Source organism: Quyinboa sediminis, assembly GCF_042219855.1.
Classification (GTDB): Bacteria; Bacteroidota; Bacteroidia; order Bacteroidales; family UBA5342; genus JBHJHP01.
This window is the reverse complement of record NZ_JBHJHP010000007.1, coordinates 85096-101764: the sequence shown is the minus strand read 5'-3', so window position 1 is coordinate 101764 and position 16669 is coordinate 85096. Positions and strand designations below refer to the sequence as shown.

The 16669-nt window shown below is 40.0% G+C and carries 10 protein-coding genes; 9 read left to right on the top strand and 1 reads right to left on the bottom strand.

The genetic code is table 11. The features are described 5' to 3' along the window. Positions 1–64: 64 nt before the first annotated feature. The 9 genes from ACE1EF_RS16025 (at position 65) to ACE1EF_RS15985 (ending at position 15205) form a co-directional block, all read left to right on the top strand. Positions 65–1090, top strand: coding sequence for a T9SS type A sorting domain-containing protein (locus ACE1EF_RS16025; protein WP_375721701.1), 1026 nt, complete (start codon positions 65–67; stop codon positions 1088–1090). 120 nt (positions 1091–1210) lie between these two features. Continuing rightward, the gene (locus ACE1EF_RS16020; protein ID WP_375721700.1) at positions 1211–4474 is read left to right on the top strand and encodes a SusC/RagA family TonB-linked outer membrane protein; all 3264 of its coding nucleotides are present in this window, start codon (positions 1211–1213) and stop codon (positions 4472–4474) included. A gap of 41 nt (positions 4475–4515) precedes the next feature. Further along, entirely contained in the window at positions 4516–6342 is a 1827-nt protein-coding gene (locus ACE1EF_RS16015; RefSeq protein ID WP_375721699.1) for a RagB/SusD family nutrient uptake outer membrane protein, read from the top strand. A 33-nt stretch (positions 6343–6375) separates the two neighbouring features. After that, complete coding sequence (locus ACE1EF_RS16010; protein ID WP_375721698.1) at positions 6376–8178, top strand: T9SS type A sorting domain-containing protein; 1803 nt, start codon at positions 6376–6378, stop codon at positions 8176–8178. Between the two features lies 1 nt (position 8179). Then, positions 8180–9643, top strand: a complete 1464-nt coding sequence (locus tag ACE1EF_RS16005; protein WP_375721697.1) for a pectinesterase family protein — start codon at positions 8180–8182, stop codon at positions 9641–9643. A gap of 64 nt (positions 9644–9707) precedes the next feature. Beyond that, positions 9708–11408: a pectate lyase family protein gene (locus ACE1EF_RS16000; RefSeq protein ID WP_375721696.1), complete on the top strand. Its 1701-nt coding sequence runs from the start codon at positions 9708–9710 to the stop codon at positions 11406–11408. A gap of 66 nt (positions 11409–11474) precedes the next feature. Continuing rightward, on the top strand, positions 11475–13214 hold the full coding sequence (locus ACE1EF_RS15995) for a pectate lyase family protein (RefSeq protein ID WP_375721695.1): 1740 nt from the start codon (positions 11475–11477) through the stop codon (positions 13212–13214). An 80-nt stretch (positions 13215–13294) separates the two neighbouring features. Next, positions 13295–13957 carry an aspartate/glutamate racemase family protein gene (locus tag ACE1EF_RS15990; protein ID WP_375721694.1) on the top strand — a complete coding sequence of 221 codons (663 nt, stop codon included), beginning with the start codon at positions 13295–13297 and terminating at the stop codon, positions 13955–13957. Positions 13958–13966: 9 nt separating this feature from the next. Further along, complete coding sequence (locus ACE1EF_RS15985; protein WP_375721693.1) at positions 13967–15205, top strand: MFS transporter; 1239 nt, start codon at positions 13967–13969, stop codon at positions 15203–15205. Between the two features lie 48 nt (positions 15206–15253). Here ACE1EF_RS15985 and ACE1EF_RS15980 read toward each other — a convergent pair whose 3' ends face one another. Further along, positions 15254–16654 (bottom strand): four-carbon acid sugar kinase family protein, encoded by a 1401-nt coding sequence (locus tag ACE1EF_RS15980; protein WP_375721692.1) that lies wholly within the window; start codon positions 16652–16654, stop codon positions 15254–15256. Positions 16655–16669: the final 15 nt, after the last annotated feature.

The following is a 16669-nucleotide window of genomic DNA, read 5'->3' as shown; positions in this document are numbered from 1 at the left end:
AAAGAAAAGACCAATACTTATAAGAGAGATATAACATTTCATATTAACTAAAAAGTAGAAGATTATGAGAAAAAGAATTTTTACACTTATTGCTTTAGCCGCATTGGGTTGTGGGTTAGGTTTATACGCCCAGGATACCGGTACAGGTACCGGATGGGAAACGTTGAATCCCGGATCTCCAAAGGTTTTAGATGAAGATTTTTCAGGGTTTGACTTTTATGGTAACTGGGATTTGATGGGTAACAGAGGAACAGATAGTAAACCAGTGACAGATGACGAAACACTGGAAACAATACCCGCAAATATAGGGGGAAGCAAAACAGTTAAATATCTGAACTCAGATCTCGAAGTGATTTATACCTGGGATTCCTGTGCCTTTGCTCCGGAGTGGGGTGTTGCAGCTTCTATGGAGGCAGATGGCACACCTATTGAACCAGATCCAACTACGCCGGGAGTGTCAAATGGATTTGTTGAGATAGCGCGTCTGGGCTATGGCAATAAAAGGGGTGAGTTCTATATTGACCTCAGGGCAATGGAGTTTGTAGAAGCCATACAATATTCGCATTCAAGCTGTGGTGGTCAAAGAAGAGGATTTATGGTTCTTTTTAGCCTGGATGATGGTGCAAACTGGGATACGTTGCGGTATCAACCCGGTGATGCTGCCTGGGCTTCAAGTTTTACAAAAGATCCGTTTACACTGGAAAAAACGGAAAGTACTTTTAACTGTACCCCATCAGCCAAAGGGATGTTGTGGGAGGATGCAATTTATGCTGAAAATGTGATGTTACAAATCCGTCCTGCGGATCCGGTTCAGCAGGCTGTTCGTATTCATGACTTTAAAGTCTATGGTGATTTGCCATCAGCAAACCAGGATATTCAGAATGATCTGATCAAAGTATTTAGCTATAAAAACACGGTAAAACTGAATAAGGTGGCTGATATTGAAGTATTCAAACTGAACGGTCAGCTGGTTAAGTCAGAAAAGCAAACCAATCTGGTTACTTTGGATGATGCCCCTTCGGGCATATATTTGGTTAGGGTTCAATCCGGAAGCTACACCAAAACATCCAAGTTAGTACTATATAAATAGTATAATTCACTTAATTGTTTTATTGGAGGAACAGCTTTTGCTGTTCTTCCAATTTTAATTAGATATAGCAGGTGAAGCATTTGAATTTATTTGATAATTTAAAATCTAATTCTAATATTAATGAAAAATTCCACATTTTTTAAATTAAAGGATATCTGGACTGATCTATTTCCCTATCAATTATCAAAAATGTTTGTCGCATTTTTCTTACTTTTTGTTGTAGGATTTGCTTCATTTGCTCAGCAAACTGGACAGATAAGTATTTCAGGTGATATAACTGATGAAGATGGAGAACCTTTAATCGGGGTAAATATTTTAATCCTGAATAAAGCAAGAGGTGCGATAACAGATTTCAACGGTCATTATTCAATTCAAGCTAATGCAAGTGATACATTGCAGGTTACATTTATTGGTTATGTTAAGAAGGTAGTGCCTGTAAATGGAAGAACAGTTATTGATATCACCTTAGAAAATGATAACGTAAATCTCCAGGAGGTAGAAGTTGTTGTTGGTTATGGAACAGTTAAAAGGGCAAACTTAGTTGGAGCCGTTTCTAGTATGACTACAGCAGAAATTGAAGATATTCCTGCAACAAGTTTAACAAACTTATTAGAAGGTAGAATGGCTGGTGTATTCGTATCTCCCGCTCAACCAACAGGTAATCCTGGGGCTCAAACTAGAGTCAGAATTAGAGCAGAAACAACTTTCGGAACTTCCGGCGGGGGAGCAAAAGATCCATCCCCTCTTTATATTGTAGACGGATTCGAAATGTCGCAGGAAGCATTTGATATGCTTGATCCATCTGAAATTCAAAGTATTTCAGTTCTTAAAGATGCTTCTGCAGCAGTGTATGGTAGCAAAGGAGCGAATGGTGTGGTTTTAGTAAAAACAAAAAGAGGACGTAAAGGTAAATTGAAAGTAAATTATTCAGGAAGTCAGGGAATAATGGACGCTACTCAATTGACAGAAATGTTAAGTACATATGATTTATTCAAATCTGTAGATGCTATTCAAAGTGTTAGAAATCCCGGATCATGGGTTCCAATATCTGATGAGGAGTTGAGTGCTTTAAGTTCTATAAATTATGATTGGCTTGGAGGCGTATGGCAACCATCATCAATATCCAGACATACTATTAACATATCAGGAGGGAACGATGTTTTCACCTATTATGCTGGTGGTACCTATGTATATACTGAAGGTAATTTCCCAGATCTGGGTGTTGGGAAGTATACTTATCGTATTGGTTTAGATGCTAATATTACAGATAATTTAACGGCCTCAGTTACATTGGCTCTTGATAACAGAGATTTTAAAAGACCTTATTTGTCAGGAGTTGGTAATAATACAATGGAGGGATTATTTTTGGAACTCCTTCAGGCACCACCTTGGATGCCTCCCTATATGGATGGAAAACCAGTTAATAATAACCTTGATTTTAATCCATATGCTTTGTTTGATACTAAAAGTTTTAAGGAAGACGTAGATAAGGGAAATACACTTAATTTGAGGTTAGAATATAAGTTTAAAAAACTTGATGGGCTTGTAGCAACAGCAACCTATAGTAGAAGAGAAAACCACAGTTATTCAAAACAATATAGCGTTCCATATACCTTATATGAATTTCAGGTATTAGATGGAAGATATATGCTAAGTGATGTTGTTTTGGATGAGAAAACTATAACAAATAATGACAGAATTTCTGAATCCTATAGTTTTGGACAGAATTACCAGTTTAATTTTAGTTTAAACTATAAGAAGAAATTTGGGCTTCATGATATAACATCTTTTTTCACCTATGAGCAAACAGAGGGCAGTGTATATGGATTTAGTGCTGTAGCACAGGGACTTCAGTTTTATGGTGTTGAAACACAGAGAGCATTTAACAGACTCGCTGCTGTTAGTGATGGTAATATGGGAGAAAGTGGGGATCTTGGTGCCGTTTTTAGATTAAACTATTCTTATGCAAACAAATATTTATTTGAATCAACCTTAAGATATGATGTAAGTACATTATTTGCACCTGGTGAACGTGCCGGACTGTTTCCCGCGTTTGCGGTTGGTTGGGTACTTTCTGAAGAAGATTTTATTAAAACCAAATTGAGATTTGTAGATTTTCTAAAAATTAGATATTCATATGGTTTAACAGGTTATCCTTCGGTTGGTCCATATGAATATAAATTAAGCTATGGGCCATCTGGCAGTTATTTATTTGGTAGTGGCACTGCTATAGCCGGAATGGATGTTGCAGGTAAAACAGATGTTATAAGTTCAGGTGTTTCGTGGGAAAAATCCCAGATGCAGAACGTCGGCATTGATTTGAAGTTTTTAAACAATAGATTAAGTATCACTGCTGATGGTTATTATACTTATCAGTATGATATTCTTGATCAGACTACAACTACCCTGCCTGAAACAAGTGGAATTGGAGATATGCCAAGCCAAAACCTGGGCCGTCTGGAAGCGTGGGGTTATGATATGTCAATTGGTTACAGAGGGAGAGTTGGAGCTGATTTTAGTTGGAATATTAACGCAATATTTTCATTTAATTCAAACCGTATTTTAGAGAGACCTACACAATATGCTTCAAATGACTTTAGGTATCCAATTGGTCAGGCAACATTTGCAGCAGGAAGAGAAGAAGGTTTCTTAAATAATGGAATCATTCGAACCCAGGAGCAAATGGATGCTATAAACGCTGAGTGGAATGCAAAATGGGGACATGATTATTATGGGATGAATGGGACACCTGGTTCTCCGAGTTCAGGTTTAGGAAGCTTTTATTTTCAGGATATAGGTCGCCCCGGTGATCCCTCTTTAGGGGAACCTCAGATTGTATATGAACCAGACGGTTGGATAAATGAGGCATATGACAGAACCTATGTGGAACGTGTAAACGATCATTTTGTCCTTAAAAATTTGCTTCCAACATTTGTTACCATGGGGGCCGGATGGAGGCAACTTAAAATGAGCATGAATTGGGGATTGGCATATGGTATAACAAATAAAGTAGTTGATAAGGCAGCCAGAAAAGCCCCGACTTCACCCTATGAGAATGCACCATCTTTCTGGAAAGATATTTGGACTCCGGATAATATTAGTGCAGAGTATCCAAATCCGGCATATGATTCAGAAAATAGCCTTGTATCAACATTCTGGATGAAAGACGTTTATCAATTAAGACTGAAAACATTGAATATATCTTATGAGATGCCAAAGAAATTGGCTGATAAGTACAAAATACCTCAGTTTAGGGTGTTTTTTGTTGGTACCAATTTATGGACTCCGGTATCAACATTTAGTTATAAAGAAGACGCTATCGCCAGATTTAACACATATCCTTATTTAAAGAAATTTAATCTAGGATTAAGTTTTAGTTTTTAAATGATCAAGACAGGATTTTAAAAAACATAAAAATGAATCAAATGAAAATATCAACCAATATAATAGCTCTATTTTTACTGGTTTTACTTGCTTCTTGTGAAAAAGTATTAGATAAAAGAGATTTAAACGTTATTGATGATAATATTTGGGAAAGTGCTGATCAGTCAACGCTATATGTTAATAATTTATATGAAGACAATATGCCTGGTATGTCGCTAGGAACAAATAGTCCACTTAGTGACGAAACTTTTTCGAGCTCTGATTCTTATACAGATCTCCTTTATGGAGGTATAGGCATAAATGATATAAATGCAGTACAAATTATACATCGCAATAAATATCAATTAATCAGACGTATTAATATTTGCATCGATGGTCTGAAATCCTCTTCTCTAAGTGAGGATGTTAAGAACCCCATTCTAGCTCAGGCTCTTTTTTTCAGAGCCTGGAGATATTGGGAAATGGTAAGAGCCAATGGTGGTGTGCCTATGGTTCTAAGTACTCAGGATCCATTCTTTGACGATTTGAATGTTCCACGAAGTAAAACATCTGTTTCAATTGATTTAATTATGGCAGATCTGGATAGTGCCATTTCATGGTTGCCAATTGACTGGGAAAGGACTGAAGACAAAGGTAGAATTACAAGTGGTGCAGCGGCTGCATTTAAAGGACGCATTCTTTTAACATGGGCAAGTCCTTTGTTTAATAGAAATAATGATCAAAGTAGATGGCAGGGCGCATATGATGCAAATAAGGAAGCTATTAATATCTTATCGCAGATGAGCACACCAAGAAACTTGTACCCTGATTTTAGCAAAGTTTTCACAACAAATGTTCTTGAAAATGTTGAGGCAGTCATATATAAAAGGTTTGATGTAAATGCAGGAACTGATTATACCAGTGATTGGGAGGGCAAAGTTCGGCCTCCATCAGGCGGTGGGGATGGAAGTTATGCTCCTACCTGGAATCTTGTTAAAGCATTTCCAATGGAGAATGGAAAACGGATAGAGGAAGCTGGTTCAGGTTATGATTCAACCGTTTTCTGGAAGAATCGTGATCCTCGGTTTTACGCGACAATAGGATATAATGGGTGCGAATGGGTAATGAATGGTAGGGATGATCAAATTCAATGGACATACTATTTAAATATGCAGGAAAATAAAAGAAGCCCTGCAACAGGTTTTTATTGTAAAAAAGCAACAGATCCATTAATTGCTGAAGAAAATACAGGACAAACAAGTACAACTTGGCATGAGTTAAGATATGCTGAAGTTTTATTAAATTTCGCAGAAAGTGCTAATGAGATAGGTAAAATAGACGAAGCACTTACTGAAATCAGGAGGATTCGGAATAGAGCAGGCATTGAGTCTGGTGATGGTGATTATGGTATTCCAAACTCCGTTTCAAAAGAAGAACTGCGACAATTGATTATGAAAGAAAGACAAGTAGAATTTGCATTTGAAAACAAACGCTATTGGGATTTACGCCGTCGTTTAATGTTTAGAGAAGATTTAGGAAGTTTTACTCCAAAACTAAACGGAACACAACGATTAGGATTCGATATTAGGGCTAAGTCTCCATGGAATAGGAGAATAAGTGATCGGAATTCACCATATTTTGGATGGAACAGAATAGATACTGCAACTATGGGAGGTTATGTTGATTTAAATGATCCAAGTAATTATAATTCATATTTTACAACCGATATACGAATAATGGAGAGTATTGTAGGTGGTGAAGTTAAATCCATAAACTACCTTCCATTGTACGATTTTTTTGCTGTAAGTTCCTCAATGTTGTCTAAAAGCCCCGCAGTCGAGCAGACTCTGGGATGGGTTAACGGAACATTTGATCCGTTGGCAGAATAAATACGTTTTAGTTTAAAAAAGATTTAAGGTATAATGAGGTTATTTAGAAAGGTTTTGGTTGGAGCAGGGATATTACTTTTGTCAGTTTCATCTGTAGCACAGGAGCTTCTGGCATTTCCCTCAGCGGAAGGGTATGGAAAATATGCAAAAGGTGCAAGAGCTGCAGGTTTAAGAACAAGCTATGGTATTGTTGTACAGGTAACAAATCTTGAAGATGATATGAATAATCCTCCGGAAGGAAGTTTTCGTTGGGCTGTTAGACAGGGGATTGAAGACATTACCGTTAATGGCACCGTTATTCCTGATTTTCAAAGGCCATTGTATATTGTGTTCCGGGTAGGAGGTGTTATTAACCTGAAGGGAGAACTTAGGGTAGACAGGAGTTATATGACCATTGCCGGTGAAACGGCACCCGGGGACGGGATCTGTTTCAGAGGTGCAACACTTAATTTTTCCGGTTCTGAAAATGTAATTGTCCGATATATCAGGTCAAGACCCGGCGATGAACTGGGAGAGGAAACTTCAGCATTCAGGATTGAAAATGGTGGTAATTTTATAATTGACCATTGTTCGTTCAGCTGGGCTATAGAAGAAACAACACATTTCTCCAGTAACGACAATACAACCGTACAGTGGTGTATTATCAGTGAATCACTCTACAACTCTATCCATAAAAAAGGAGCTCGGGGATATGGAACCCAATGGGGAGGTGAATATGCTTCATATCATCATAATCTTCTGGCTCATCATAATTCCAGAATGCCACGTATTAATGGTTCAAATAAGAATGATGTGTATGCATTGGTGGATTACCGGAATAATGTGAACTTCAACTGGGGATCATCCGGTGCATTTTATGGCGGCGAGTGGGAAGGTGAAAATTGTAATGGTTACAGCCATGTAAATGTGGTGAATAACTATTTTAAACCCGGTCCGGCAACCAGTGGGACAACCATTGCAGCGCCTTCTCTCAACCGGACTGATGTTCCATTATGTGGTTATGCAAAATGGTATGTCAACGGAAACTACATGAATGGTAACCAGTCGGTAACTGATAATAACTGGCAGGGAATAAGCTTTTCACCTAAGGATAGTATCAAATCAGGCATTGAACATGTAAAGTCAGATGGTGTTTTGGAGGATTACAACGACTATACCCAAACTGCCGAGGAAAGCTATGTATCAGTACTTGATAATGTTGGGGCAACCTTACCTAAACGTGATCCCATTGACGATCGTGTTATAAAGGAAGTGAAGGGTGAGATAGGGATTGTAAGATATGAATATGTGGTGAATGATCAGCTTACCCCAATTAAAGGTGTAAATTCAGGTTTAATTGACACACAGCAGAACCTTGTACCCAACGATGCTCCTGAAGGAACAACAGCGTGGGATGTGTATCAGGAAACATCATCTGATGAAGCACCTGCTGACAGGGACAAAGATGGGATGCCCGATGCATGGGAAGAAGCTAATGGTCTAAACCCTGATAACGGGGAGGATTTCAGAGATATTACCGAAAGTGGATATTCCAATCTTGAGTTATACCTCTTTTCTTTAACCGGAGAAGAAGTTAAAACTTCGACAACAAACATAACTTCGAAGCCTCTTTTTAATGTGTATCCGAATCCGGTGGATGATAAATTCAGGGTTAGTTGCAGTGAGTCAATCAGTAATTTGTGGTTGTTTGATGCTACAGGCAGGGCGGTAATGAGTTTAAATGATGGTTATAATGAGAATTCAGAAATTACTGTTCATTTAAATAGCGGATGTTATATTGTTAAGGCAGCAACTCAATCAGGAGATGTTTTGGTCTCTAAGCTTATCAAGAATTGAAATGATCAGATCTATATTAATTATACTAATTTTTCAGATTGGTCTTGCTGCATCTGTGGCCCAGGTATTTGACATTGTTGTAGATCCGGAGGGAGCCGGTGATTTTACCAGTATTACTGATGCGCTCAATGCTGTTCCTGATAATGCTTCACAACGCACATTCATATTTGTAAAAAGCGGTGTTTATCATGAGAAAATCTGGTTAACATCTGCAAAAATAAATGTGAGTTTAATTGGAGAAAACGTGGAATCCGTCATACTGGATTGGGATGATTACCAGGGAAGGGTAGTAAACGGTGCTTCTATTTCAGGTGCAGATAGTTATACATTTCTGGCTGAAGGAACCGACTTGTACATGGAAAATATCACCATTCAAAACTCAGCAGGTCCTGTGGGACAGGCTGTCGCCATCCGTACAATTGGTGACAGAACCGCATTTAAAAACTGCCGTTTTTTAGGGAATCAGGATACCTATTATGCACATAAACGCCGACAGTACAATTATAAATGTACCGTGCAAGGAAATACCGATTATATTTATGGCGATGCAACCACGGTTTTCGACAGTTGTACCATCAGAAGTATTCCGGGAGGGAGTTATATTACGGCTCCGGCAGATGCCAAGTTGATTACCCATTTTGCATCCGGAAATTTTTACCATGGCTTGCTTTTTCGGTATTGCGATGTTACTGCCGCTTCCGGAGTAGCAGATCATTCAGTTTATCTGGGACGACCATGGCAACCCAATGCTTCGTCGGTTTACATAGAATGTACTTTGGGGAGTCATATAAAACCAGAAGGATGGAGTACCTGGTCTGACGATAATCACCTTTCCAGTTATTTTGCTGAATACCAGAATGTAACTACAGAAGGGAATCTTGTTGATGTGTCTCAAAGGGTATCATGGAGCTATCAGTTAAGCGAAACGCAATTAAACCGGTATGCACTTAAATTCTTTCTGCACAACAGCGATAATATACAGGAATACTGGGATCCGGTACCTGCAGTTACACCACTGTATGATCCACAGAATGTTCAGCTTTCGGGAAATCAGCTAACATGGGATCTGGTGCCTGAGGCTGTTGGTTACGTCATATATTTCCAGGGAAACGTAATTGGTTTTGCTGAAGAAAACACGTTTTCTGTCACTGAAGGTATAAGTATTCCGGAAGATTTTAAGGTTGTTTCAGTAGATGATTATGGTGCCTTAAGTGATGGTTCTGTGTCTGTAAATACGGCACTGCATCATGTTATAAAAAATAAACCGGATTACAGTTTTATCAATAAAAAGTTTGAACTGCCATATCCTGTAGATATTGATGTATTTGATATGAATGGAAGAAAATGGACTTCCGTGAAACACAAAAAAAGTTGCGATTTTTCCGGATTCCCATCCGGTATTTATATGATTAGGGTTGAGGAAGCATCAGGAAGAATCAACAATGTGAAAATTCTGAATAATTAAATTCGCGGGTTGTTTAAAACCAGCGTGATTTCAGAATCTATATCCGAAATATAAAACAACAACAATGAGTATTAAAAAGGTTCAAACCGGCATTGCAGCTATTTTCATGCTGAATTTATCTGTTAATCTGCTTGCTCAGTATCCTGATATGAGTAAAGTACAGTCAACAGTGGATTCCTTAAATCAGGTATGGGACAAACTGGATCAGAAAGCCTGGGAGAAAGCCTGGCCAGTGATATATAACGATATGCAACATTATAAAGTTTACAACCAGTGGGCACGTCGTTCAGATGATTTGCCTCAGGCAGACATTCCGGCTTTCCCGGGAGCTGAGGGTGGCGGTATGTACAGCTTCGGTGGTCGTGGTGGTAAGGTTTATGTGGTTACCAGTCTCGAAGACAGTGGTCCGGGAACACTACGGGAGGCCTGTGATCAGGGTGGAGCACGGATTGTTGTTTTCAATGTTGCAGGAATTATAAAACTCGAGCGGCCAATAAATGTTAATGCACCCTATATCACAATAGCCGGTCAGACTGCACCGGGAGACGGAATCTGTATTGCCGGAGAATCTTTCCTGGTCAATACACATGATGTGGTGATTAGGCATATGCGATTCAGGAGAGGAGATACGTGGGTTGGAAGGAGAGATGACGCTATTGGTGGAAATCCCGTTGGAAACATTATGATTGATCATGTGTCAGCATCCTGGGGGCTGGATGAAAATATGACCCTGTATCGACATATGTTTACTGATGCACCCAATAACCCCAAAGCAACAAGACATAAGTATTCAACCATTAATATTACCATACAGAACAGCATTTTTTCTGAAGCGCTTGATACATATGGGCATGCGTTTGGGAGTACTCTGGGAGGACAGAACTGTATGTTCTCCAGGAATCTCTGGGCAAATAATACCGCCAGAAATCCTTCAGTTGGTATGAACGGGACGTTTAATCTTGTGAATAATGTGATTTATAACTGGGATCATCGAACAGTTGATGGCGGCGATTACAGTTCGAGATACAATATTATCAATAACTATTACAAACCCGGACCGGCAACGCCTGAAAATTCGCCGGTAGGGCACAGGTTAATCAAACCGGAATCCCGATATGTGGTGGAAGGAACAAAAATATATGGAAAAGTGTGGGTGGAAGGTAACATCATGGAAGGTTATCCTGATATTACCAACGACAACTGGAAGGGTATTCAGATTGAAGGGATGGACGATGCAGGAGAATTTTTACCGCAGATCAGGTGGAAGAAACGCTTTGATATGCCGCACATAAGTCTTTTATCAGCAAAGGAAGCCTACGATGTGGTATTAAGTAATGCAGGAGCTACGCTTCCCAGAAGAGATCCTGTGGATCTGCGTATTGTAAAACAGGTGCAGGAAAACAAAGTTGATCTGGAAAATTACACGGTTATTGATTCCCTCTATCAGTTTAAACACAGACGCCTTGGACCTGATTCTTACAAACATGGTATCATTACGGATATAAGACAGGTTGGAGGCTATCCTGAATATAAAGGTAAACCACGGAAAGATACAGATATGGATGGTATGCCTGATAGTTATGAAAAAAAATATGGTTTGAATCCCAAAGATGCATCTGATGCTAACGGGGACATGAATGGCGATGGCTATTCCAATATTGAGGGCTATATCAATGGTATTGATCCAAACACAAAAACAGACTGGACAGATTTGAAGAATAATTACGATACGTTGGCTGAAAAAGGCGGAGTAGATTTGAAGTAAATAAGTCCCGGTCGGAAAAGTATTAAAAGGCTATTTGCAGAAATAAAATTGATAAAAATATACAACATGAAAAAACGCAGTTTAATACTTGCCATGTTATTAATTGGCTTGGCAGGTGTAAAAGCACAATACCCGGATATCCCGGATGATGTAAAAAAGAAATCAGTTGAATTAATTCAAAAGACATACGAATTATCAGATAAAGCATGGGAAAAAGCTTTACCGATCGTAGAAAAGGAAGCAGCCGAAGGCAGACCTTATATTCCATGGGCAGGTAGACCGAGTGATCTGCCTCAGGCAAAAATACCGGCATTTCCGGGAGCTGAAGGAGGAGGAATGTACACATATGGTGGACGGGGCGGTAAGGTGATTACGGTTACAAGCCTGAAAGATCATGGTCCCGGAACCTTGCGAGAGGCCTGTGAGACCGGTGGTGCTAGAATTATCGTTTTCAATGTTGCAGGAATCATTCATCTTGAGCGTCCTATCATTGTTCGTGCACCCTATGTTACCATTGCCGGTCAGACTGCACCCGGAGATGGAGTTTGCCTTGCAGGTGAAAGTTTCTGGATTGATACACATGATGTGATCATTCGTCATATGCGGTTCAGAAGAGGTGAAACCTGGGTTGGTAGACGTGATGATGCCATTGGGGGTAATCCTGTTGGAAATATTATGATTGATCACGTATCAGCAAGCTGGGGACTGGATGAAAATATGTCCATCTACCGTCATATGTATGATGACAAAACAGGTAGAAAAGCTGAAAAACTGCCAACGGTGAATATTACCATCCAGAATTCCATCTTTTCTGAAGGACTGGATACCTGGAATCATGCGTTTGGAAGTACTTTGGGAGGAGAGAATTGTTCCTTTATGCGGAACCTGTGGGCTAACAATACCGGAAGAAACCCATCCATTGGCTGGAACGGAACTTTCAATTTTGTAAATAACGTGCTTTTTAACTGGGTCCACCGGTCTGTAGATGGCGGAGATTATACCGCGAAATTCAACATCATCAATAATTACTACAAGCCCGGACCGGCAACTCCGGTCGATAAACCGGTTGGCCACCGGATATTAAAACCTGAATCAGGAAGAAGTACGCTTACCCATCGTGTTTATGGTAAAGCATTTGTGGATGGTAATATCGTAGAGGGGGATGAGAAGGTTACCATGGACAACTGGGCTGGCGGTATACAGATGGAAGATATTCCCGATAAGGATAATCCTTACCAGGAAGTGTTGTTGTCGGATGATATCTCAAAATATAAAGATATGGTCTATTGGAACAGGCCATGGAATATGCCATATATGACCATTATGCCGGCCTCCGAAGCATTTAATTACGTTCTGAAAAATGCAGGAGCTACACTTCCCAGACGCGATCCCGTGGATCAGCGGATATCAAGGGTGGTGAGAACGGGTAAGATAGAATACGCAGATAACGTAAGCCTTGAAGGTGTACCGCAGTTTAAACACCGCCGTCTGGCTCCTGATAGTTATAAGATTGGGATCATAACAGATATATCACAGGTTGGTGGTTATCCTGAGTATAAGGGTGATGCTTACAAGGATTCAGATAAGGACGGTATGCCGGATTGCTGGGAAGAAAAATACGCCGATTTGGGATTGGATCCGAATGATCCAATGGATGCCAACAAGGACTGTAATGGCGATGGTTATACCAATATTGAAAAATATATAAACGGAATTAATCCGAGGTATAAAATTGACTGGAGAGACCTCAGGTACAATTACGACACTTTGGGTGCCAAAGGTGGTGTGATGGGAAAGGATGAATAGATTGAATATTTGGGAATTCCATTTTTATCTGCAATTGTATAATAATGGGTCACCATTAACGCGTCATGAAAAAGAAAAAAATGAAAACTGTTGTAGCCATACATACCGCAACCACTATGGTTGAACCAACCAAAGCCCTGTTCGCGGAATATCTTCCTGATGTCCGCCTGATTAATATTGCTGATGATAGTCTGATTCAGGATGTGATTCGTGCAAATGAAGTTCCGACAGCAGTTAAGAAACGTCTGGTCAGTTATTATAATGCTGCACTGGATGCAGGTGCTGATGTGATTTTTAATACCTGTTCATCGGTTGGGGATGTGGCCATTCTGGCTCGTGATCTGCTCCCTGTTCCATTGGTGAAAATTGATGATGCCATGGCTGAGAAAGCCGTTCGAAAGTATAATAAAATTGGTGTGCTGGCCACGCTTCCAACTACGCTGGCTCCAACTGCGAGACTTTTGCAAAAGTTTTCAGATGAACTGGGTAAGCCGGTTCAGATTGAAAAAGGCTTAGCCGAAGGGGCATTTCAGCAACTAATGGAAGGAAATGTTGACGCACATAATGCAAAGATTCTGGAGACTGCTGTTGCATTGGCAGAAAAGGTGGATGCTTTTGTTCTGGCACAGGGATCTATGGCCAAAATGCAGGATGAGATTATCAAACAAACCGGTAAGGACGTGCTTTCAAGTCCTTTACTGGGAACCCTTCAGGTGAAGTCTGTCATCGATAGCCTTACATAACCCCACAACATGAAGAAGCGCAATTACGTTCTGCTTTTACTGGTTCTGATCGGTATAATTACCTTTCTGGATCGCATTAATATCAGTGTGGCAGGCGTAAGCATAATGCAGGATCTTAATCTCAACGAACAACAATGGGGTTGGACACTGAGCGCTTTTATTCTTTCCTATGGCCTGTTTCAGGTGCCATTGGGTTGGTGGGGTGATAATGCCGGTCAGCGAAAAGTTCTGTCTGTCATTGTGATCTGGTGGTCGCTGTTTACCATTTTTACCGGTATGGCCGGTGGATTTGCTTCACTGATCATCATCCGTTTTATGTTTGGCATTGGTGAAGCCGGTGCATATCCCTGCATGACGGGTACCATCGGACGATGGTTTCCTAAAAAAGAAACGGCTAAAGCTCAGGGTTTTATCTGGGCGGCCAGTCGGGTAGGTGGCGCACTGACTCCTTTTATCGTTATTCCCGTTATTATTGGTTTGGGATGGCGAACCGCATTTTATATCCTCGGTTCTCTCGGTTTTATATGGGTCGCTGTATGGTATTTCTGGTACAGGGATAATCCTGCAAAAATGAAGGGAATAGCAAAAGAGGAATTAAGAGAGATAGACATAATTCCATTCGAAACAGAAAAAGCTAAAACACCCTGGAAAGAGATATTGAGCAAAAGACAGTTCTGGATCTTACTGGCTATGTATTGGTTTTATGCCTGGGGAAGCTGGTTTTTTTTCTCCTGGTTCCCGACTTTTATGGAAGCCGGCAGGGGTTTTGCAAAAAGTGAACTGACTTATGCTGTGGCCGCACCATTTTTTATGAGTATGCTGGGTAATATTTTTGGCGGTTATCTGAGTGACCGTTTTTCCGTTAAGTATGGTTTAAAAACCGGGCGAAGAATACTGGGTGTTGGGGCCCTGCTGGCCTCTTCCGTATTTATGTTTCTGGCCGGATTTATACCGGGAAAGCTACAGGTGTTTATATTTCTTTCACTTTGTTTTGGGGTCATCGACCTGATGCTGCCTGGTGCCTGGGCTATCTGTATTGATATGGGGAAGAAATTCGGCGGTACTGTTTCCGCTGCCATGAATACTGCCGGTAACCTTGGTGGTTTTGTTTGCGCCATTGTATTCGGCAGTCTGGTAAAATCTACAGGTGATTATAATCTGCCGCTTTTTGTCATCTCAGCCATGTTATTAATCAGTGCTCTGCTCTTCTCGCGTATTGATGCCTCAAAACCGCTGGTAAACTCATAAGAAATACATATTTGTCATATCGGTTATATACCTGGGACAAGATTAAACTTATCTCAACTTCAGATAAAGGTCCTTCAGGGCATATGCATCGCCCACATTTCCCGGGAAAATAATAACAGGCAGATTGGGGAAACGATGTGTTGATGCAGTTCTGACAGTTGGAACACCGGTCAGAATTTGTCCGGCGACCTCTGCCGATTCTATTTCCAGACCTTTGGTGAGCACATCATGTGAGGTAATTCCACCTTTTGTTACAACATATGAAGGTTGGATTTCCAGGTCTTTAATTAGCGTAAACAGAAATTCAGATATTTTTTGTCCCAGGTTAAGCCGTTCCGTTTTATTATTCAGTCTTATTTCAAGACGTGAAGTATACAAAACCGGCGTAAATCCTTTTAATATTGCTTCATTCAACTTTTCCTTAATTTCAGCAAGGTAGGAGCCAAATGAATAAAGTGTTTTTTCAACATCAACCTCAACAGCGAACAACAGGTCACATTTCATGAGTTCATGGAGTTGCTGTGTTGTTTTTTTTACATGTGAACCCACAATAAAAATGCCTGTTCCACTGGTGATGTTTAAATCAGCTTTGGTAAGTAGGGGTATATTCTCTTTACCGCTTATAGCCTTCGGAAGCGATGATGATGTGCGCATAACCAAAGCTGTATTGTCTGGAAATACTGTTAAGAGTGCCAGCGAAAACTTCTGAAGATCGAAATACCCTGTGGCATTTACTGCAATGTACTTTTTTTCAGTAAGGGCAGTGATATTTTCAGAAATTGTTTCTATAGCCTGGTTTTGTAATGCACTTGCTGAAAGGAACCCAATATCATGAATAGAAACTGATCCATCTGTTTTTTCAATAATATATTCTCCCAGATGAGAATTCCTGTAACCGAATACATTATCTTTTGCAAATTCGCTTTCAGAAACAGGGAGTGCATTATTATGCTCTTTTAAGTAATGTATGTTATTTAAGGTGAACCGACCTGCTTCAAAAAAGGAGGGGATAAAAAATACAGGGAAAGGAGTTTTAATGTTTTTATTACGAAGGGTTTTATGGATGGCTGCGTGTTCAACCGGGAAATGACCACGTAGGGTAGAATCGCTGCGGCTGACAAATATGAGCCTGAATTTATATCTTACGTTCAGATCACATACTGCAGAAACAATTTCATTGTTTACTTTTTCTGCAAAACCTGCATCGGTTGAGCGGGAATTTGTCAGTACATAAAAAACGGAGGAATCATTTTGCATGGCAAAATCCAGACTGTCGTTGTCCCATTTGGTCAGGAACAGGCATCCGTGCATGGTTTGAATGCCGGTAGGATCATCATCAATAACAACGATTTTGATCCGGTTATCACTTATAATTCCGGCAATTTCAGTTCTTAATATCGGATCTTCATCCAGCCGAAAGTCATTTATTAGGGTTGAGTATTGTTGCACATTCTGTGATTTTAA

Coding starts and splice junctions, on each gene's coding strand:
- ACE1EF_RS16015 (WP_375721699.1), top strand. CDS start 4,516: ATGAAAATATCAACCAATATAATAGCTCTATTTTTACTGGTTTTACTT.
- ACE1EF_RS16025 (WP_375721701.1), top strand. CDS start 65: ATGAGAAAAAGAATTTTTACACTTATTGCTTTAGCCGCATTGGGTTGT.
- ACE1EF_RS16005 (WP_375721697.1), top strand. CDS start 8,180: ATGATCAGATCTATATTAATTATACTAATTTTTCAGATTGGTCTTGCT.
- ACE1EF_RS15985 (WP_375721693.1), top strand. CDS start 13,967: ATGAAGAAGCGCAATTACGTTCTGCTTTTACTGGTTCTGATCGGTATA.
- ACE1EF_RS15995 (WP_375721695.1), top strand. CDS start 11,475: ATGAAAAAACGCAGTTTAATACTTGCCATGTTATTAATTGGCTTGGCA.
- ACE1EF_RS16010 (WP_375721698.1), top strand. CDS start 6,376: ATGAGGTTATTTAGAAAGGTTTTGGTTGGAGCAGGGATATTACTTTTG.
- ACE1EF_RS15990 (WP_375721694.1), top strand. CDS start 13,295: ATGAAAACTGTTGTAGCCATACATACCGCAACCACTATGGTTGAACCA.
- ACE1EF_RS16020 (WP_375721700.1), top strand. CDS start 1,211: ATGAAAAATTCCACATTTTTTAAATTAAAGGATATCTGGACTGATCTA.
- ACE1EF_RS16000 (WP_375721696.1), top strand. CDS start 9,708: ATGAGTATTAAAAAGGTTCAAACCGGCATTGCAGCTATTTTCATGCTG.